Below are 19,453 nucleotides of genomic sequence, written 5' to 3'. Positions count from 1 at the left end.
TCGAGCGTCTGTATCTTGGGAAGACTACTGGTCATTCATCCTAACGATGCACACTACCTTACTAAAAGATTTCTCTGTTTCTGCGGCGATCGCAGGTTTTGTCACCGTGTTGGTTGGGTTTACTAGCTCTGCCGTGATTGTGTTTCAGGCGGCTCAAGCGTTTGATGCATCCCCGGCAGAAATCGGCTCATGGATGGGGGCACTGGGGTTGGGCATGGGATTAACGTGCATTGTGCTGTCTCTGCGCTATCGAGTGCCAGTCGTGACAGCCTGGTCTACACCAGGTGCAGCCATGCTAATCACCACAGCAACCGGAGTGCCGATGGAAGAAGCGATCGGGGCATTCTTGATCTCAGCAGTATTGATTACGCTTTGTGGATTTAGTGGTTGGTTTGAACGAGCAATTAACCGAATTCCAATGTCGATCGCAGCAGGAATGTTGGCTGGTGTGCTGTTGCGGTTTGGGCTAGATGTCTTCATCTCAATGCAGACGCAGTTTGTGATGACCTTCTCAATGTTTTGCATCTACTTAATCATGCGTCGATTCTCACCCCGCTATGCCGTGGTGACTGCACTGATTTTAGGAATTCTGATCGCAGGTTCTCAAGGACTACTGCAAATCGACACCGTGCGTCTGCAACTGGCAGAACCCGTGCTGACGACGCCCCGCTTCTCACTTAGCGCACTCATTGGCGTAGCCTTGCCCCTGTTTGTGGTCACCATGGCTTCTCAAAACGTGCCTGGGGTCGCGGTGATTCGAGCTTCTGGTTACACCGTGCCCATCTCTCCTTTAATTGGTTGGACGGGTGCTACAACATTAGTTTTGGCACCCTTTGGTGCGTTTGCATTAAATCTTGCTGCCATTACTGCTGCCATTTGCATGGGGCGAGAAGCACATGAAGATCCAGCAAGACGCTATGTTGCAGCCATTGCGGCCGGAGTCTTTTACCTGATCATAGGCTTGTTTGGCGGCACAGTGGGTTCCATATTTGCAGCATTTCCTCAAGAACTGGTGCTGGCGATCGCCGGACTCGCTCTATTAGGCACAATTGGCAATGGACTGCTGACCGCGCTGATTCAGGAAAAAGAACGAGAACCCGCATTGATCACGTTTTTGGTGACAGCATCCGGAATCACTTTATTTAGCATCGGTTCAGCCTTTTGGGGATTGGTTGCAGGTGGACTGGCGATCGCGATCTCACAAGTGAAAAGGTGAAACAAACCTTGGAATTGGTATAACAATCCGTGACTGATGACCAATAACTATTGACAAAATTGTTTATGTTACTCATTCATGAGTTAATCTAGTCACAATAGAAAGTCATTCAAGTGCTTTTCTTTGCAGTTACCTGATGACTCTCGATTAAAAGTCCTGACTTGTCAGTGTTATCTCAACCAGACTCGCTGCAACAGTGACTTTCTGCCCAGAATTGCTACTCAACTCAACTTACTTAAGGACAATTCCCATGAACAAGCCTCAGAAAACTGGTCAAACCAATGATCCCACTCTCATTAAGCTACTGGAAGCTGACTCAGATTTAGCTGCACAAGCGGCTGCCCTAGCTAGCCAACTGGAAGCTTTAAAGGAGAAGCGTCAAAGCCTGCAAACCGTGATTGGGCTATTCAGTTCAACGGGTAGCACTGCGGATTTGTTAGATAAAACCCTTGAGACTGATGATGAGATTGAATCTACTGACTCATCAGAAGCATCTCCTGAGCCTGAAGATACTTTAGACGAGCCTGAAGTGAAAGCACCCACCAAAGAGAAGTCTAGAAAACCTGCGGGCAAGGGTAGTAAGTCCTCCGAAGAGGAGCAACCCGAAAAAATCACTGGACGAGACACCGCTTGGCGGCGCTACATGCGGAAGGAGTTTATCAAAACCTCACTTCCTGAAGCGGTTGCTCATATCCTGCATCAGGAACCCGACAAAGTGTTTGAAGTACCCAGTATTGTAGATGCTCTGTTTATCGAGGCAACTCCTAAAGATGCCCGCAATGATGCTCGCAATCGCGTTTCTAATGTGCTTTCGATTGGCTTGAAGAACAACAAATGGTATCGGGGTAAGAAAGGACAATACAGTCTCTCTAAAGAGTCCGCCAAAGCGAGTGCGGCATCATAGTAAACATGTGATTCCCTAACTCCTCTGATAGAGCTTGGTTTAGCCAACTCCAAGAAAGACAAGCGATAAAGCGATAGGTTTTTCAGGTGACTGATTGGCACTAGCCCATCAGCCCTTGATGCGGGTCGATAACGGGGGGCTAACCATCTCTTAATTTGTGCTGCCAAGTATCAAATATATAAATGTTTGTAATAAAACTAGGGTTAGCCAAGAGTTTTAAGTACCTCTCCCTAGTTAAAACAACATTTTGAAGAAGCACTAAGTCAGGGTAAGAAATAGGGGTTGTTTCTTCTAGCGATCGCATACAATGAGGAGTCAGCAAACTAGAATCTAAGTTTTGCTGGTGCCGCTTCGCGCTCAGCCCATAAGAGTAACGACCTATGACCGCAGATGAATTGACCCAGTGTCTCAACATGGCCAGAATGCTCAATTTGGTCACTGCCACTCGTCGAATTAATGGCGTACTGTATGTTTACCGGCTCAATGGGCATTACACTACCTGGGAAAGCTTTGTCTCAGAGTATCCCCTAGAGCGTCTCCAAGCCATGATCAATAGAAGCCGATAGCTGCTGCGTCATTTTTGACGTTTCAATCACCTAAAAGTAATTACCCCAAATTGAAGGTTAGCGCCGTTTTGGTTAGAGTTCTATGGGGTTAATTTTTGTTTGCTGGCTATTTCTAATTTATGCTGTGCTTCCTGGCATAGTCAGCAGTTTTGTCATTAGCCTACTTGCTGGAGTGGCAGCAGCTATTTTTTACAAGTCTTCTAGGTCCTTTCTACCAACCTTTGCTCGAATCTTTGTTGGAGGGGTGGTTACCTCTGCGATTGCCGGAGCAGGAGGAATAGCATTTGTTTTCTTTAAGTCCTACATCCTTGACGATCTTGCTTTTCGAGGGCAGGGAATGGGCTATGCGCTGCTACTGGTGCCCGTCTTAGCAGTTGTCGGAGCTGTGTTGGGCGGTATTGGGACCGCACTGTTCAAACAACTTTTCTCTAACTAGAGGTTAAGGATAAATTCAGGAAGGCGCAAAGAAAAAAGAGAAGGGCAAAAGCCCTTCTCTTTTTTCACTTAGGTTTCTAAGGTTATGACTGCTTTCTCAAGCTGCAATTTTAGTATCTGCTAGAGGAAAAGCTGCCACGATTGCCGCCGCCACCGAATGAGCTTTTGTTGTTTTCGCGAGGCTTAGCTTTGTTAACTTTGATGTCGCGACCCATCCACTCAGCGCCGTCAAGCGCATCAATAGCAGCTTGCTCTTCAGCATCGGTACCCATTTCAATGAAACCAAAGCCGCGCATCCGACCTGTTTCACGATCAGTGGGAAGCTGAACTCGCTTGACTGAACCGTATTCTGCGAATACAGAGGTCATGTCTGCCTCAGTAACTTCGTAAGACAGATTGCCTACATAGATTGACATAGATTTTCTCCAAAATCAGAGGTGTGTAGAGATTGAGATTTCGGAGAGAAGCCTGTCAGAACCAAACGTGAAAAACTCGTCAAGACTAAAAACAAACGCTGCAACCGATACTTAATTCTCAATCACCAACATAACACAAGAATTCTCGACTCTGTGCAGCATCTTCATGACTCTAAACAAATCAGTCAAAAGAATGTTCGCTCAGATGTGATTCAGACTTAAATGTTTCAGACTTAAATGTTTTAGATTGCAGGCTGTAGTAAACCACTTCTGTCGCTGCATACTCTATGTTTTTCTCGTACTTCATACCCAGCTTTTGCATGACGCAACGAGAGGCGACATTTTCTGGACTTGTGACGGCAACGATTTGCTGGAGCTTAAGCGTGTCAAACCCCCAGCGCAAAACGGTGCTGGCTGCTTCAGTTGCTAATCCCTGCCTCCAATAAAATGGATTAATAGCATAGGTTAGCTCGACTTCCGATGTATCCCCTAAATAATGCAGACCACAGTGCCCCACCAATTGCTGGTTTTGCTTGTAAACGAGCGCCCACACACCAAATCCGTGCTTCTGCCAATGGTCTAGCCGTCTATGTAAGATCTGAGTGGTCTGCTCAAAGGTGAGTGAACCTGTTGGAGACAAAGCTCTAGCAACCCCTGGATGGCTGTAAATCTCCTGATAAAGCTGATTTAAGTCAGCTGGGAAGAAATGCCTGAAAATAAGACGAGGAGATTTGAGCATGAGTGGAGGAGTGGAGCGTAAACAAATTAAGGAATTTTCCCGTCAAGCTTCTGATAAGACGGTAAAAGAGTGGTGGCGATCGCCATCCTCCCACCCAAAAATATTAACGACGAAACCTAGAGTTATGAAATCCCGCTGGTCAAAGTTTAGTGTATTGCCCGCTATCGTACTGGCTGCAAGTGTTATTGCTGCTCCCGCAGAGGCAGCCGTGCTTCAGTTTTGGCGATTTGATGCAAATGCAAATCGTTTGGTCTTTCTAACGGACGTTAGTGTGCAACCCAGAGTGCAATTGCTTAATAACCCAACCCGGCTCGCCGTAGATTTACCCGGAATTATCTTTAGTCGGACGACCGTAAGGCAACCTTCTCGAAATCCGATTCAAGAGATCAGAGTCGGACGATTTGAGGAGCAGACCACTCGCATTGTGGTCGAGCTTAGCCCCGGCTACACCTTAGATCCAGATGAGGTGCAGGTGCGGGGAGCGACCGCAGCACAATGGAGCATTGACTTACCCACCCCTCGACGATTTTGATAGTAGGGTTGCGATCGCGGGCAGTCTCCTACTCCTCTCATTATGCAAGTCCTGCTGCCGCTCGCTGGTCAGAAATCCACTGATGAGCCGCTGCAAAATCATCGGTCGTGATTTGAATAGAACTGGGATCGGTATGCCCTTGAGCCCGATATCGGCGGATTGCTTCTAGAGCAGCTTGATTACCCAAAAGTGCTAGGTCAGCGCCATTCCAGCCTTCGGTTTGGGTAGCCCAGTTTGCTAAATCTACATCTGCCAAAGGACGTTTTCGGTTATGAACCTGGAGAATCGCTAGACGGCTTGCCTGGTCGGGCAAGTCTACTTTTAGCTGTACGTCCAGTCTGCCGGCCCGTAAGAGAGCAGGGTCAAGGGTTTCAGGACGATTGGTGGCTCCGATTAACAACACATCGGCACATTCTTGTAAGCCGTCTAGCTCGGTGAGTAACTGCCCTACAACGCGATCGCTCACTCCTGAATCGCCTGAAAAGCTGCCCCTTGCAGGTGCCAGCGTATCAATTTCATCCACAAACACAACACAGGGAGAAGCCTGGCGCGCTTTGGTGAACACTTCTCGCACGGCCTGCTCAGACGCGCCTACCCATTTGCTCAACAGTTCTGGCCCATTCACCGCAATAAAGTTTGCTCTGGCTTGGGAGGCAACCGCCTTTGCCAAAAGGGTTTTGCCTGTACCGGGAGGACCCCAGAGGAGAATTCCGCGCGGCGTTTTGGCTCCGGTTTGTTGATACAGTTCGGGATAAAGTAAGGCTCCTTCGACGGACTCCTGAAGAATTTGCTTGACGTTTTCTAAACCGCCAATGCTATCCCAAGAAACTTGAGGAGACTCAATTTCAACCGATCGCAGCACAGCAGGTTTAATTTCTTTAATAGCCTGGAGAAAATCTGCCTGAGTAATTGTCATCGTGCGCGGAACGGGTGCTTTGAGTGAGGGGATCAGTCGCCGCAGGGCAGTGTAAGCAGCTTTTTGACATAGCGCTTTTAGGTCTGCGCCAACCATACCGACTGAGAGGTCAGCGATCGCCCCCAAATCAACAGATCGCTCCAGTGGCATCGCTTCTGTAAGAATGGTGAGGATTTCTAGTCGCCCATCGCGATCGGGAATGCGGAACTGCACTTCTCGGTCAAACCGACCCGGACGACGCAAAGCCGGATCGAGGTGGTCAGGACGGTTCGTGGCTGCTAGAACGATCACGCCTTTGGTTCTGGCAAATCCGTCCATCAAGCTCAGCAATTGAGCGACTACTCGTTTCTCAACATCGCCTTCCACCTTGGAACGATCGGGCGCGATGCTGTCAATTTCATCGATGAATATAATGCACGGAGCAGAGCGAGCTGCCTTCTCAAACAGTTGGCGTAGACGGGCTTCGGCTTCTCCATAATATTTACCCATCACCTCTGGCCCGACGATGGCAATGTAGTTAACCTCCAACTCTTCAGCCAGGGCACGGGCAGAAAGGGTCTTCCCTGTACCAGGTGGCCCGACTAAAAGAACTCCTCGCGTCGGTTCTAAACCTAGCATTGTCAGCAGTTCAGAACGCTTTAGCGGAATTTCGACCAGTTCTCTTAATTCTCGAAAAACCTCTGACAGTCCACCCACGCCTTGTAGAGAACTATCTGATGGTGGGGTGACGATAACGCGATCAGTGGTTGTACTTGCGGATGGATTAGCAGTACTGGAAGGCGATCGCTCTGTCGAGCTGGTTCGAGGGCGATCGCTCTCGGCTGTACGACCCGCACGACTAGACGCATCCGAAGAGGTACTGCGACGAGTTTTTACTTCCGTTTGAAACCCTTCATTTCTGCCTTCGATTTCCCGCACAAAGTAGAGAAGATCTTCAAATCCTTGATCGATCAGGTCTTCAAATTCTTTAAACAGATCGCTCATCGTCGTTACCACAGTCCAGTGTTTTCAGTATAGTCACCCGCTTCGGGAGTGTGGGCTGTGCTTCAGGAGGAGATATTTTGGGCGTAATTTGAGCGTTACAGTTTGCAATAAAAGCAGTAATACCAATTCCAAAAATTAGGGTTAAAGATGGAAGGGCACCCCGCTAGCGGGGTGCCCTTCCATCTTTAACCTCTTTTTAGAGAAAATTATAGTAATAACCGAATCTATTCAACGGGTTCCCGAATTTCGACGGAGGGATTGATCAGGTCAAAGCGATCAAGCAGCAAGACCAAACCGACCGATACCAGTGCCCCTAGACCAATACCAATTGCTAACAGAGAAAGGTAGAGCCGCTTCAAGCTTCTGCGAGTAGCCGTAGCATCTTCGTGCCGCCGCTGGGCCAGATCTGGCTCTTCTTGATCTCTTTCCTGTGGGGTGAGTGGTGTACTTCCTTCTGGTGTCAGATCTGTCCGTATTAGTTCTTGTTGCTCACTCTCCTGGGGTGCGAGATCTGGCAAATGTCTCCCATTCCCAGAATAGGAATTTTGATCGGGCTTAGAGGGGTCAAACGGATGATCGTTCATGCTTGATATTTTGCTCAGCCTTTAATTCAGTTGCATCAATCTAACGGTTGGTCTGAATAAATCTCCTGCGTGAATGGTGGTGCGGCTTCATCGCACCACCATTCACGCTTCAAAAGATAGATTCATGCAAGAAGCTGAATAAAGGGCAAAAAGTAAGCCCCAGCCAGTCCGAAGACTGCTGGGGAACCATCAGGGTGCATCTATTGATTTCAGTATACCCCCATGAGGGGTGAAACCCCTCACCCCGCAAAAAAATATTTTTGGGAATTTGAAATTGAGGTTGGGGGTTAGGGCTAGAAGGTGCGTGACCATTCCTGAAACCAGCGCTCGACAACGACTTTGGTCTGAGTGAAGAATTCGACAGCATGATGACCTTGACCGTGCAAGTCGCCAAAGAAACTTTCCTTCCAGCCGCTGAAGGGGAAAAACGCCATTGGGGCCGCTACGCCGATGTTGATGCCGATGTTCCCGGCTTCCACTTCGTAACGAAATTTGCGGGCGGCAGCACCGCTGCTGGTAAACAGACAGGCCATATTGCCATATTGCCCCCGGTTAACCAGGGCGATCGCTTCTTCAATGGTGTCTAAATGAATTAAACCCAACACCGGTCCAAAAATTTCGGTTTGAGCGATTTCCCCAGTTGGCGGCACATCTTGTAAAATCGTCGGTCGCACAAAATGTCCCTGCTCATAGCCTGGGATCTGAGGTCTACGTCCGTCTACTAAAACTTTTGCTCCTTCTTCTGCACCCCGCTGAATGAGTTTTTCAATTCGCGCTTTGCTTTCAGCCGAAATCACGGTGCCCATCTCGACTCCAGGGTCGAGTCCGTAGCCGACTACGCGAGATTCAGCGGCAGTGGCGATCGCTTCAGTAAAACTATGTCGCGCCTCTCCGACCGTGATAGCAACCGAGGCGGCAAGGCAGCGCTGTCCGGCACAGCCGAAGGCACTATCTGCCATGATGCGAGTGGTCGTGTCGAGATTGGCATCGGGCAACACAATGACCGGATTTTTTGCACCACCCTGACACTGGGCACGTTTGCCATTGGCGGCAGCACGGCTATAAACATAACGGGCTACAGGGCTTGACCCGACGAAACTCACAGCTCGAATGGCGGGATGATCCAAAATTGCATCGACTACATCCTTCGCCCCATTCACCAAATTCAACACACCGGGAGGTAAATCTAACTGATCGATCAGTTCAAATATTTTTCGCATTGTCAAAGGCACTTTCTCGGAAGGCTTGACGATGCAAGTGTTGCCGCAGGCGATCGCATAGGGCATAAACCAGAAAGGAATCATGCCCGGAAAGTTAAACGGACAGATGATTGCCGTCACACCGAGCGGCTGACGAATCATGATTTCATCCACACCTCTGGCAATGTCTTCTGAGTTGTAGCCCTGCATCAAAATCGGAATACCGCAGGCAACTTCGACATTCTCAACTGCCCGTCGCATTTCGCCGCGCGACTCTGCCAGCGTTTTGCCACACTCCTGTGTAATGGTCTGGGCTAAGTCGTCAAAGTGTGTTTCTAGAAGTTCTCGTAACCGAAACAAATATCGCACTCGTTCGTTAGCGGGTACTCGCCGCCATTCCACAAATGCAGCAGATGCAGCCTCAACAGCCCGCTCAACTTCTCCAGCTACAGACAAAGGAACCCTGGCAAGCTGCTCAAGTGTGGCAGGATTGGTGACTTCCAGAAGATCAGTGGTATCTGGAACAACCCATTGACCGTTAATATAATTTGCCAGGTCGTTTGTACTCATGCAGCAACATTCCTCAAGCGTCTGGTAATGCACAGTGTGGCTCAGATGACGCTGTTTTGGGCCACTGTTTTAGATATTATCGTTATTTGTCATTGGTCACAGGTCATTCGTTGTTTGTCATGAATGCAGAGTAAGCCATAGCATAGGGGCGGTTCGCGAACCGTCCCTACAGGGGTTTGTGGTTTATAGAAGTGAGAATTGCTGTAAGGATTTCTGAGAGGGGTTTTATACCGATTTGATTTGAAAAGAATGCAGATGCCCACAAGGGCGAATGGCCATTCGCCCTTACAAGGAGTTAATGTGTCGTGAAACCTATTTAAATCGGTATTACATCAATAGGGGCAAAACCTTCGTTCCCCCCTATCAAAGTGTTCTCAGAGTATTGTCAGATCAGCGATCGCTCCTTTTCTGAGGAATAGTTTCAAGCATCCTGATCTGTAGAAGTTTCGTCTGCATCTCTGTACAAATCGACTCTTAAATCTCGTCCTTCTTGATACATTTCGGGTGCAACTCCAGGGTTTCCCAAGATTTCTTGAGGGTCGCCTTCATACCCACCTTTAGATACTAAGTCCATTACGTCATAAGTTTTGGAGGTATCGGTGGGGCGATCGCCAGTTTCACCTGGCTTTTGAGCTGCATTCTGCTTGTTCTCATCAGGCTTGGAAGATTGATTCGTTGGGCGATCGGTCATGGCTATTCACACTCCAAGTTTTGAATCTTTTCCTATCCTTTAGCAATCTTTGCAAAGTAGCATCCTACTTTGGGACAGATTGTTGCTTGAGGTAGCGGGGTTGAGGAAGGGTAATGCAGTAGCGCACTGAGAGCATTCTCAAGCTTAATGTCACCATAAACCCCAAGAAAGTTGCCGTGGCAGTTGGAATATCGAGACTGACCGCCAATAAAAATGTCCAGGAACCTATAAAGGCACAGGTTGCATATAAGGAAGTTGAAGTCCTGAAGATCATTGGAATTTGAGCTAATAGGACATCTCGCAACACTCCACCAAACACACCTGTAATTACGCCAATAATCGATGCCACCAGGTAAGGCATTCGAAAGGTGAGCGCGTAAGATGTTCCTGAGATACTAAACAGAGCTAAACCCATTGCATCGATAATCGTAAATAACCTTCCAGTCACAGGTTGGTGAGGAATTGAAATTCGCGGCGAATATAAAAAGATAATAGCCATCAGCAAAACAATCAGCGGATATTCCTGATGCTCTACCCAAAACAAAGGTCGTCGATTTAACAATAGATCTCGCAGCGTTCCACCCCCAAATGCATTGACAAATGCCACGATGTAGATACCCACGAAATCTAGCTGTTTAGTCTGAGCAGCCAGCATTCCAGATAGAGATGCTGTAATCACAGCCCCAACTTCAATCACATATCCAAAGAATGCAAGCCGCTGTAAGTGATAGGCGATCGCCGTATCACGAGGCAAAGCCGACGTGAGCAAAACATCAAACCAATAACTGTCAGGGGAATGGAAAAACATAGTGGCAGGATTGCGATTAGCATAGAAAGCATAACCGAACACACTACCTATCCCGATGAAAACGAGCAGAATTCACCACGTTGCCATCATTTGCTCTAACTATGAGAAGTCAAAACAGTTTTATGTAGAGACTTTGGGGTTTGAAGTGATTGCGGAAACATTTCGTGCAGAAAGAAACTCTTACAAGTTAGATTTGAGAGTCGGTGAACACGATCAGATTGAGTTGTTTTCTTTCCCCAATCCGCCCGATCGCTCCAGTCGCCCTGAAGCTTGTGGGCTGAGGCATCTGGCATTTGTGGTGGAAGATATTGGAAAATCGGTTGCGGAACTTCAGTCAAAAGGAGTTGCTGTGGAAGAGGTGAGAGTAGATCACCTGACGGGAAAACAGTTTACCTTTTTCCAAGACCCTGATGGATTGCCTTTAGAGATTTATCAGGCTTGAGCAAAACTAGTATATTGCTTTGAAGACTAATGGATTATTTGGGCGATCGCTTCGAGCGTTTTGACTTAGGCGGGGTTCGGTGTGCCCCAAAATATTTCTCACTGCGATGGCGCAACCACACCCGCAACTCCTGCGGAATTTGGTCTTTTTGCTCTTTGGTCAGAGTGTTGTAAAGTGCCAGAGCGCGTTCTCGCTCACCCCGACAAGCTCGATTGTTATGAGCATCCCAATAGCTGCGGGCAACCCGAATTCGCCGACAGACTTCTTTGATTAATTCTTTTTCGGGGAGGGGTTCTTGCTGTGCCATACTTCAATTGCAACGTCCTCTTCCCGATCCTAACTCACTCTCATCTTCCTCAGCCGCTCTGATGCCATCTAGTCAATTCCTAGGGAAACGCGATCGCCTCCGATCGCTCGCATCTGACCCAGAACATTAACAATTTGCTGGTAGGGTAGTCGGTAATCTGCCTGCAAAATAATTGAACCTTCTGGATTCTGACTCAAATACGCTTGCATCTGCTGGCTCAGTTGTTCTTGACTCACAGGTTGACCATTCAAGGAAAGTTGTTCCTGCTCATTCATTCCTACAATTAATGGATCAGGGTAGTTGACAGCATTAGCTCCTGAGTCAGCATTGGGAAGTGTAATATCTAATGCTTGCGAACCAAACTGAGCAGACATCGAAACGATGATGAAAAACGTCAGGATGGTCATTAGAACGTCCATCATTGGCACCAGGTTAATCTCTGGCATTTCTTGCTTTTTAGACCGATTGAATCGCATCGCTAAATCACGCCTCATCAAGCTTCTGCTGTCAACTTCATTTTAGGGCTGATTGTTGATCTAGTCAGTCAGATTCAGGTGGCTAAAGATTTGCTCGTTGTTTGCTCGTTGATGAAGTAGAGACAAAAACTAAAAGGGTTCAGCAGATTAGCTTCCTGAACCCAGATCTGATGTCTAAACGTTCTTATTACTCATAAACAGATTTGATTGTCTATTTTGAGGTTTTTATAAGAGCGTATACGGTTTTATTAAAACTCGCAGATTAAAGTAAAAAAGTATATTTGACAGGCGTTTAATTTTGTCTATAACAGGCGTTTAAAAACAGATAAACTGATTGAATTGCTACATTTTTGTATCTACCCTTGTGTGTAATTTTGATAGGCATCAATCATGAATTGAATTAAATGATGTCTTAATTCCGGAGAGTGGGAAGACGTGGGTATTCGGATTTTTGCAACCTTAGTAGTTGCTTTTGGTTTGTCAATGGGTTTATTTACAGGAGAAGCCCTGGCTCAAGCTCCTGATCCACTGGAGGCAGCGGCCACGGCTCAAAGCGCGGCAGATACAGCATTTATGCTGATCTGTTCTGCTCTTGTGCTACTGATGACTCCTGGCTTGGCATTCTTTTACGGTGGGTTTGTGCGATCGCTCAACATCCTCAACACGCTGATGATGAGTTTTGTACTCATGCTGGTAGTTGGGGTGACTTGGCTGCTTTGGGGATATAGTCTGGCATTTGCACCAGGAACCTCTTTTATTGGCGGCTTGCAGTGGCTGTTCCTGAACGGAGTTGGACTGGAGACAACGGACTATCTAACAGGTTCAGAACCAGAGGCGGTAGTGTCCTACGCTGCAACCATTCCCCATCAAGCGTTCATGGTTTACCAGTGACTTGTCTTCGATTACTGCATCGAGCAGTACAGGTAAATTGAGTACCGAATAGAATTGGATTAACTCACAAATCTTTAGGTCATTTGCTACAAAACATATCAAACCAAACAGGGGAGTTAGAATGCTAAGAAATCTCAGTATTCTAACTCCTAGTTTTTGAACTAGGGTTGTCGTCAATACTTTTATGGTTTATTCATTGCTGCGTCCAATCTCTATATCGAGTCAAAATTCATACTCAAATATTTTTTGGCTGGTCGTTGGATTGTTCGCAATGGTCGTCTTTCTGGAACTTGTCACCCTTGCTGACTATGTTTTTAGCTATTTCTACATTGGTCCAATTCTGTTGGCTAGCCTTCGCCTAAATCGCAATGTCGCCGTTCGCTTAACGCTGTTAGCATCTGCATTAACTATCGTTAACCTGTGGATTCCTGGTAGTCATATCATTACGGCTCCAACGGTCGGAAACCGGATCATTGCTGTATTCGCACTGGTTGTGACTCAAATGTTAAGCGATCGCAATCGCTACTACGAAGAGGCGATCGCTCAACAGAAAGCAAAACTGCAATTTCAAGAAAAACTAGCGAACTTACGAGAAGATTTTGTTCTCACGCTGACTCACGACCTGAAAACACCGTTATTGGGTGCGATCGAAACCCTAAAAGCATTTCAGCAAGAGCGATTTGGCGCTGTAACCGAGATGCAGCATAAGGTACTCTCCACAATGACCCGGAGCCACCAAGCCAGCCTACAACTGATTGGCACGGTGTTGGATGTGTACCGCAACGATGCAGAAGGGGTCAGGTTAGAGCGATCGCCCGTCAACCTGATTGAACTCACCGGGCAAGTAATTCAGACCCTCAGCGATTTAGTATCCAGATATCAGGTATCGATTCATCTCAACACTGAAGCAATAAACGCTCAGTTTTGTTGGGTAAATGGGGATGCCCTTCAGCTTCAACGAGTTTTGTCAAATCTGGTGATCAATGCCATTCACCATTCACCTACTAATGGAAATGTTGAGGTGATTTTACAGTCTGAGAACAATTCTCATGCAGCGCAGCAAGTAGTAATCAAGGTGTTAGATGAAGGTCCTGGAATTCATCCAGAAGAATTACCTCAACTCTTTGAGCGGTTTTATCAGGGACACAGCGATCGCCAAGCAAAGGGATCAGGTCTAGGGCTATACTTATCTCGGCAGATCGTTGAAGCACACAGCGGCACAATCTGGGCAGAAAACCGATCCTCGCGTGGAGCCGTATTTGGGCTGTGCCTTGCTGCTCTCACGCCATAGCCCCTTTCCTTAGTTTCTATGGATTCCTCTCAGCTACGAATTTTACTGGTTGAAGATGACGAACTATTTCGTCTAGGGCTGCAAATGAAGCTGCAACAGGAACCAGACATTGAGATTGTAGCTGAGGCAGGAGACGGCGAAACCGCCATCAGATTAGCTAGCGAACATATCCTGGATGCGGTTTTGCTGGATATAGGACTACCCAGAATAGGCGGCGTTGAAGCTTGTCGCCAAATTAAGCAAAACTGTCCTAACCTACCTATTCTGGTCTTGACCTCTCGCTCCGACCGAGCGCTGATTAGTCAACTAATTCAGGTAGGTGTCCGAGGTTATTGTCTCAAAGGCATTGCGGCTCAAACACTGGTGTTAGCCCTCCGCTCTGTGGTTGCAGGAGCATCCTGGTGGGATGAAACCGCAACGGTTGAAATTCAAGCGCTAGCCCACTCAAAAACTACAAATAAATCACCTTTAACCCCAAGAGAACAAGAAATTTTACAGTTAATTACTGCTGGCAAAACGACACAAGAAATTGCCCAAACGTTTTACATTACCCCTGGAACGGTCAGAGTTCATATTCACGCGATTCTACAAAAACTAGATGTTCGCGATCGCACTCAGGCTGCTTTACTGGCGCTGCAAAAAGGATTGATTACCTCTACCTAAATACGTCTGAAATAGACACATAATCCTTGAGTAGTGTCAACTTAACTTGTAGAGAAGGGATAGAATGCAAGTTTATGTACTCTTGTCATCGCTTCCTGATTCTGTCTGCTCTTTACGAAAAGCAAAAAGTCCAGCACTTCTTCTACAAGTGCATCTGGAACTTGTGCAATTTCTTGGATAAGTTGCTCTCTAGCTGTCCTGGGTTTAATTGCTATGGTTCTGTAGCTATTTTACCAAGTCCAAATTTGGCAATCCGCCTCTTTTGACTGAGCGAGCGCTGCAAGTGAGAAGACGTTTGAAAAGTTCAATCTGTAGCCCAAAGATTTGTAGAGGCGTGGCATTCGGGCAAGGATTTTCGATCTATTTCAGGGTCTACCTGCCCAATGCTACGCCCTTACAGGGACATTCGCTACTTTTCAAACACCCTCTGAGGCAGCGGTACAGGTTTTAGGATTTTTCTCAGCAAGAATCGACTTTTCTACAGTAATCAATCAAGGTAATTGAACAAGTAAGAGCCACTTTATCTGGATTGGCAATCAGATTCTTGAAATGCTTTAAGCCATTCCATAAGTGATGTAAACCGTCTGTTCGATTGAACTCAGTCAACAAGGTGTCAGTTCTCATATCTGATATTGAGAATGAGTCAGAGGCGATCGCTGTATTCTCTAGTAAGTTGCGATCGCCCCTAACCCAAGCTGAATATTGCATTGAGGATTAACTCGACGCAGATGTAGCAGGCTTGCGGGTAGGACGCTTGCGGTCTGACTTCTTTTTCAGTCCTACGGATTGTGCCTGATCGCTGTCGGAGCCGTAGTGACCTCTTACCACTTCTTTCATCGCTAAAACTGCATTGTGAAATTCCCATTCTGCCAGTCGCGCAGCGTCGGATGCAGCCCGATACAGGGCTAGTTTTTTGGTTTCATGCTGCTGTTGCGCCAGCATGGTTTGATATGTTTGTTTCAGGTTGTCTGAGGTTGCTTCGGGTCGAACGGTTATGTAATCAACCACTGTTTTCAAGCCATTGAGCGAGTCGATGTCTTGACTGATGACTTGATCAGGGAGACGACGGTTTGTATTAGGAGCTACCATAGGCTACACCTTGATGGAGGACAGCATCAGTGTGCCCGTAGCCCTGTCATCGCTAACAAGAAAATTGCGTTTTGCTGACGCAATACTAATGTGATGACTTACAGAAGCAATGTAACGGCTTACAGAAGCATTGTGATGACTTATAGAAGCAATGTAACGACTTACAGAAGCATTGCAGCGAATGCAGAAGCATTATAATGATTTACAGAAGCAATGTAACGACTTACAGAGGCAATGTAACGGCTTACAGAGGCAATGCGATCGCTCTCTTCATACTTTTTGCTTTGGTGCAGAGTGGGCAATCGCCCTTGGTTCATCTTATAAGTAGGAATTAGGAGTGGATGGGGCGATCGCCCCTGTTGCGTTTCCTGATGTAGTAGTTGAGTTGGTGAGTTGAATGAGTTGAAAGGTGGAGCGATCGCCAGTCCTCCTGATACGGAAGCATTGAGCTTTGCTGATTACAAACTAAGACGGTGACAGTAAAACTATAATGCAGCCAGTACAAAGAAATTGTGGTGAATTAGCTGAAGAGGAGGCGATTGCCCAAAGTTCTAGTCCTTACAAATTATGATTCTCGATGTAAGAACAGATAGTATTTCTACCAATAAAACTTGCTATGGAGGTAAAGCATTTATATATGTGATCCAGATCAACATAAATAGAAAAAAATAAGCTAGAACGTTCTTTATAAAAAGCGTTTCCTGAATCCATGTGTCTAAGCATTGGTTTGATGTAATCAGCGCAATCTAAGGATGAATCACAAAGGGCAATAATTTATAAATGTTAAGTGGTTTTGAAGGCTGTCTACTCCCACTAAAGAAATCATAGAGGGTTCTACCTACTAGCTCAACTTGTAAAACACGGAAGCTCCTGTTAATCGGACTATTTTGTATGATATGCAGAATTTCCTAGCTTAGAAACAGTTTCTACTGTAGAGAAAGTTTATATGCCCAAACAAATTCTAAAAGATGAAGAAATTTATATTGCGCCAGGAATAATAGGAAAATATGAAGATGGGAATCCTATAGCTATAGATGAAAAGAGTGGTAAAAGATTAGATCCAAAAAACATAGATGACAAAATTTTCATATATGAAAGAGAGGTTACAGGATGGTTCTTAGATCCAGCCTCAGCATTATTAGAAGGGAAACATCGTTTTGAAAATAGTTTTATCGTATTAATGATTTGCATGTCGTACTTTGAGGGAGTAGAACAATATAAAACCGGAGAACAAAGTAGTAATAGAAGCAGAGTTTTTTTTATAAATTCTGTTAAGAGAATGTACCCAAAGGAATTTCAGGATGAAGAACTAAGAAAATTGTACTCCAAATCAAGATGTGGGTTATTTCATAACGGAATGGTGAAAGGTGGGGTCATTTTTAGTAGTAATTTTGAAAATGCAATAGAATTTCAAAAAAATGGAGAAGTGATTAAAGTTAATCCAAGGTTACTACTGAAGGATATCAAAGAGGATTTTGAAAATTATATTATTGAATTGAGAAGAGTAGGCGTTGCTAGCTGTAGAATTGCAAGAGAAAATTTTGATAGGATGTTTACAGTTTTAGAATAAAACTTACTTACCTCATAGCCTCTATAATAAATTAGGAAAACAACAAACTTGTACAAACTGTAGCCCTGTCGATATCCTTGCCAAGATTTTAGTAGCTACTTGTTAGTTGTGCTCCTCTGTCTAAAAGCTTTGTACTGATCGTTAAACTTCTGCGTAGTACTTAAAGCCCTTGAAGAGTGATTGATGGTGACACTGAAAAAATAATTATCTTTCATTTAGTCATTTAATTTAACAATATTTAACCACAGTTTTGTTGCTCAAAAAACCAATCAAAATTCACTAGAATTGGATGCTCAATATCCTAGAAATAAGGAAATACAATGGAGCTTCATGCATACACTAGAACAATTTCTGATCTTTTTTCAGTAAAGCGAAAATATGTTGTACCCCGCTTTCAACGTGCATATTCTTGGTCAAAGGAACAGGTAAAGGAGTTATGGGATGACATTGTAACTAATATTCAGATAAGCAATGAAAAAGACATAAAACATGAAGAGTATTTTATTGAGGCTCTTGTACTTGTAGGCGATGACAAGTCAAATGTTCTGCAAATTGTGGATGGACAGCAGAGGTTAACGACAATTACTATTCTTCTATCCGTTTTGTGTGAAAGATTCAAGGAATTAAAAAAGGAGAATCTGGCAGAAGCAATCTTTAAAAACTATATAGAGGGGCAAGACGATGATGGGAGGAACTACTTTAAACTAGATAATGAGACACCAAAGCCTTTTTTTCAGAAAAGTATACAGTACATTGACAAAGAGCAATCTACTCCTCAGAGTGATGAAGAAAAGACTTTATTGTCTTCATACCAAGATTTCTATACTTTTACTGTTAGAGATAATCTTGCGGGACGCTTTCGTATAAATCAAAGAGTAAGCGACGAGAAGTATGAACTTCTACTTAGGGCGATTCGAGATCAAGTTGTGAAGTATCTTAAGGTGATTTTTATAACTGTTACAGAAGAAGAGGAAGCATACACAATCTTTGAAACTCTTAATGCTAGAGGTATGAATCTCAGCTTCGTAGATCTTATTAAGAATAGGATATTTAAAGAACTGAGTGATACTCATCCAGATGATAATGCAAAAACAACTTGGAAGAATATTAGATTAGTTATAGCGTCCCGAGATACTGTAGGCAGCCTAGAAACGTTTGTTCGTCACTGGTGGATATCAAAGTACTCCTATGTAGGTGAAGAGAAAATTTATAAGAACTTTAAGAAACTTTGGATGGAAGATAAGATTGAGGCAAAAGAATTTATAAAAGAACTCTACTCAGATGCTGGAACGTACATAAAGATCGCATCTCCAATTCAGGAAGACTTCAAACAGCAGGAGGAGAGATTTATATTCGACACTTTGTCTTCATTTAAGGTGTTCAACATTACCCAACAGCGTCCGTTCTTATTAAGTTTGTTCAAGGCGAAAGAAAGACGGATAGTTAAACTTGACGATCAAAAAGAAATTATGCTGTTCCTTGAGCGGTTTCATTTTATGTTCAATGCCGTATGCTCTCTAAGACCTTCCGGTATTGAGGGGAGTTATTCTCGGGCAGCAAGAGATCTTCAGAATGCTATAGATAGACGAAAAGCCAGAGAGATACTTAATGGGCTTAGAGATAATTTTGCAGCGAGAATACCTGATGAAGCCGTATTTATGAATAAGTTTAAGGAGCTTAAGTTCTATAGCGGATACACACGGGACAAGAAGCTAATACAGTACATATTTAATAAGATTGAACGAAGCAAATTGGTAACAAATGAGCTAGCACCTGAAAATATTAGTCTTGAACATATATTGTGTCAGGCTAACAACGATAAGGAGATCGTTGGCAAGATTGGCAATCTTCTACCCTTAAGTCAGGAGCTAAATGAGAAAGCCAAGGATAAATCAGTTATTGACAAGTTGTCTATCTACCAAAAATCTCAGTATTCTTTGCCAAGGGAGTTTGCAGCAGAATGTGCAGTACCGTGGAATGCTAATGCCATAGATAGGAGAACGGAGAGCCTTGCCAAGTATTGCTATCATAATATTTGGCAAGTTTAGAAGAGTAAAATTTCTGTAGCTTGAGCAATGCAACCTTTGATTCTATAAGTTAAGTTGACGTAACAAAAACAAACAGTTCTTGTATTGGCTACGCATCAAGGCATCGCCTAGAATTC

Annotated in this window: 20 protein-coding genes and 2 pseudogenes; 11 read left to right on the top strand and 11 right to left on the bottom strand. The window is 45.0% G+C overall.

The annotated features are described in order from the left end of the window. Positions 1 to 46 precede the first annotated feature (46 nt). From H6F88_RS27915 to H6F88_RS27900, 4 genes are all read left to right on the top strand, one after another. Positions 47 to 1,216, top strand: coding sequence for a benzoate/H(+) symporter BenE family transporter (locus tag H6F88_RS27915; RefSeq protein ID WP_190646066.1), 1,170 nt, complete (start codon positions 47 to 49; stop codon positions 1,214 to 1,216). Positions 1,217 to 1,466: 250 nt separating this feature from the next. After that, on the top strand, positions 1,467 to 2,120 hold the full coding sequence (locus H6F88_RS27910; protein WP_190646065.1) for a hypothetical protein: 654 nt from the start codon (positions 1,467 to 1,469) through the stop codon (positions 2,118 to 2,120). 380 nt (positions 2,121 to 2,500) lie between these two features. After that, positions 2,501 to 2,686 carry a hypothetical protein gene (locus tag H6F88_RS27905; RefSeq protein ID WP_190646064.1) on the top strand — a complete coding sequence of 62 codons (186 nt, stop codon included), beginning with the start codon at positions 2,501 to 2,503 and terminating at the stop codon, positions 2,684 to 2,686. Between the two features lie 82 nt (positions 2,687 to 2,768). Then, positions 2,769 to 3,122 carry a hypothetical protein gene (locus tag H6F88_RS27900; RefSeq protein ID WP_190646063.1) on the top strand — a complete coding sequence of 118 codons (354 nt, stop codon included), beginning with the start codon at positions 2,769 to 2,771 and terminating at the stop codon, positions 3,120 to 3,122. 109 nt (positions 3,123 to 3,231) lie between these two features. On the opposite strand, the gene H6F88_RS27895 is transcribed toward H6F88_RS27900, so the two are convergent. Both H6F88_RS27895 and H6F88_RS27890 read right to left on the bottom strand, forming a co-directional pair. Then, positions 3,232 to 3,537, bottom strand: coding sequence for an RNA-binding protein (locus H6F88_RS27895; RefSeq protein WP_190646062.1), 306 nt, complete (start codon positions 3,535 to 3,537; stop codon positions 3,232 to 3,234). A 181-nt stretch (positions 3,538 to 3,718) separates the two neighbouring features. Next, entirely contained in the window at positions 3,719 to 4,276 is a 558-nt protein-coding gene (locus H6F88_RS27890; RefSeq protein WP_190646061.1) for a GNAT family N-acetyltransferase, read from the bottom strand. On the opposite strand from H6F88_RS27890, the gene H6F88_RS27885 reads away from it, so the two are divergent. Beyond that, positions 4,275 to 4,808 carry an AMIN domain-containing protein gene (locus tag H6F88_RS27885; RefSeq protein WP_199333832.1) on the top strand — a complete coding sequence of 178 codons (534 nt, stop codon included), beginning with the start codon at positions 4,275 to 4,277 and terminating at the stop codon, positions 4,806 to 4,808. The two genes, H6F88_RS27890 and H6F88_RS27885, sit on opposite strands and share 2 nt — an antisense overlap. 40 nt (positions 4,809 to 4,848) lie before the next feature. Here the strand turns inward: H6F88_RS27885 and H6F88_RS27880 are convergent, their stop codons facing one another. The 5 genes from H6F88_RS27880 to H6F88_RS27860 all read right to left on the bottom strand — a co-directional run bounded on the left by H6F88_RS27880 (position 4,849) and on the right by H6F88_RS27860 (position 10,560). Then, a complete protein-coding gene (locus tag H6F88_RS27880; protein WP_190646060.1) occupies positions 4,849 to 6,708 on the bottom strand; it encodes an AAA family ATPase in 1,860 nt (619 codons plus the stop codon). 224 nt (positions 6,709 to 6,932) lie between these two features. Continuing rightward, positions 6,933 to 7,292, bottom strand: coding sequence for a hypothetical protein (locus H6F88_RS27875; protein ID WP_190646059.1), 360 nt, complete (start codon positions 7,290 to 7,292; stop codon positions 6,933 to 6,935). A 293-nt stretch (positions 7,293 to 7,585) separates the two neighbouring features. Then, positions 7,586 to 9,061 (bottom strand): CoA-acylating methylmalonate-semialdehyde dehydrogenase, encoded by a 1,476-nt coding sequence (locus tag H6F88_RS27870; RefSeq protein ID WP_190646058.1) that lies wholly within the window; start codon positions 9,059 to 9,061, stop codon positions 7,586 to 7,588. A 421-nt stretch (positions 9,062 to 9,482) separates the two neighbouring features. After that, positions 9,483 to 9,752, bottom strand: coding sequence for a hypothetical protein (locus H6F88_RS27865; protein ID WP_190646057.1), 270 nt, complete (start codon positions 9,750 to 9,752; stop codon positions 9,483 to 9,485). Between the two features lie 64 nt (positions 9,753 to 9,816). Continuing rightward, a complete protein-coding gene (locus H6F88_RS27860) occupies positions 9,817 to 10,560 on the bottom strand; it encodes a trimeric intracellular cation channel family protein (protein WP_190646056.1) in 744 nt (247 codons plus the stop codon). 55 nt (positions 10,561 to 10,615) lie between these two features. On the opposite strand from H6F88_RS27860, the gene H6F88_RS27855 reads away from it, so the two are divergent. After that, positions 10,616 to 11,002: a VOC family protein gene (locus tag H6F88_RS27855; protein WP_190646055.1), complete on the top strand. Its 387-nt coding sequence runs from the start codon at positions 10,616 to 10,618 to the stop codon at positions 11,000 to 11,002. Positions 11,003 to 11,036: 34 nt separating this feature from the next. On the opposite strand, the gene H6F88_RS27850 is transcribed toward H6F88_RS27855, so the two are convergent. Both H6F88_RS27850 and H6F88_RS27845 read right to left on the bottom strand, forming a co-directional pair. Further along, the gene (locus H6F88_RS27850) at positions 11,037 to 11,309 is read right to left on the bottom strand and encodes a Precorrin-3B methylase (RefSeq protein ID WP_190646054.1); all 273 of its coding nucleotides are present in this window, start codon (positions 11,307 to 11,309) and stop codon (positions 11,037 to 11,039) included. Between the two features lie 68 nt (positions 11,310 to 11,377). Next, a complete protein-coding gene (locus H6F88_RS27845; protein WP_242050745.1) occupies positions 11,378 to 11,803 on the bottom strand; it encodes a biopolymer transporter ExbD in 426 nt (141 codons plus the stop codon). Between the two features lie 555 nt (positions 11,804 to 12,358). Here H6F88_RS27845 and H6F88_RS27840 point away from each other — a divergent pair. From H6F88_RS27840 to H6F88_RS27830, 3 genes and pseudogenes are all read left to right on the top strand, one after another. Further along, positions 12,359 to 12,673, top strand: a pseudogene (locus H6F88_RS27840) (ammonia channel protein); the annotation flags it as partial. 274 nt (positions 12,674 to 12,947) lie between these two features. Then, positions 12,948 to 13,967: a HAMP domain-containing sensor histidine kinase gene (locus tag H6F88_RS27835; protein WP_242050744.1), complete on the top strand. Its 1,020-nt coding sequence runs from the start codon at positions 12,948 to 12,950 to the stop codon at positions 13,965 to 13,967. A gap of 18 nt (positions 13,968 to 13,985) precedes the next feature. Further along, entirely contained in the window at positions 13,986 to 14,630 is a 645-nt protein-coding gene (locus H6F88_RS27830; protein ID WP_190646052.1) for a response regulator transcription factor, read from the top strand. A gap of 92 nt (positions 14,631 to 14,722) precedes the next feature. Here the strand turns inward: H6F88_RS27830 and H6F88_RS34710 are convergent. Both H6F88_RS34710 and H6F88_RS27825 read right to left on the bottom strand, forming a co-directional pair. Further along, positions 14,723 to 14,839: pseudogene (locus H6F88_RS34710) on the bottom strand (DUF2281 domain-containing protein); the annotation flags it as partial. Positions 14,840 to 15,344: 505 nt separating this feature from the next. After that, on the bottom strand, positions 15,345 to 15,719 hold the full coding sequence (locus tag H6F88_RS27825; RefSeq protein WP_190646051.1) for a spore coat protein: 375 nt from the start codon (positions 15,717 to 15,719) through the stop codon (positions 15,345 to 15,347). 946 nt (positions 15,720 to 16,665) lie between these two features. On the opposite strand from H6F88_RS27825, the gene H6F88_RS27820 reads away from it, so the two are divergent. Both H6F88_RS27820 and H6F88_RS27815 read left to right on the top strand, forming a co-directional pair. Then, positions 16,666 to 17,289 carry a hypothetical protein gene (locus tag H6F88_RS27820; protein WP_190646050.1) on the top strand — a complete coding sequence of 208 codons (624 nt, stop codon included), beginning with the start codon at positions 16,666 to 16,668 and terminating at the stop codon, positions 17,287 to 17,289. A 320-nt stretch (positions 17,290 to 17,609) separates the two neighbouring features. After that, entirely contained in the window at positions 17,610 to 19,337 is a 1,728-nt protein-coding gene (locus H6F88_RS27815; RefSeq protein ID WP_190646049.1) for a DUF262 domain-containing protein, read from the top strand. The last annotated feature ends 116 nt before the right edge of the window (positions 19,338 to 19,453 follow it).

This window comes from Oculatella sp. FACHB-28, assembly GCF_014696015.1.
Taxonomy (GTDB): domain Bacteria; phylum Cyanobacteriota; class Cyanobacteriia; order Elainellales; family Elainellaceae; genus JAAUTN01.
The sequence above is the reverse complement of the archived record's forward strand: the minus strand, read 5'-3'. Positions and strand labels throughout refer to the sequence as shown.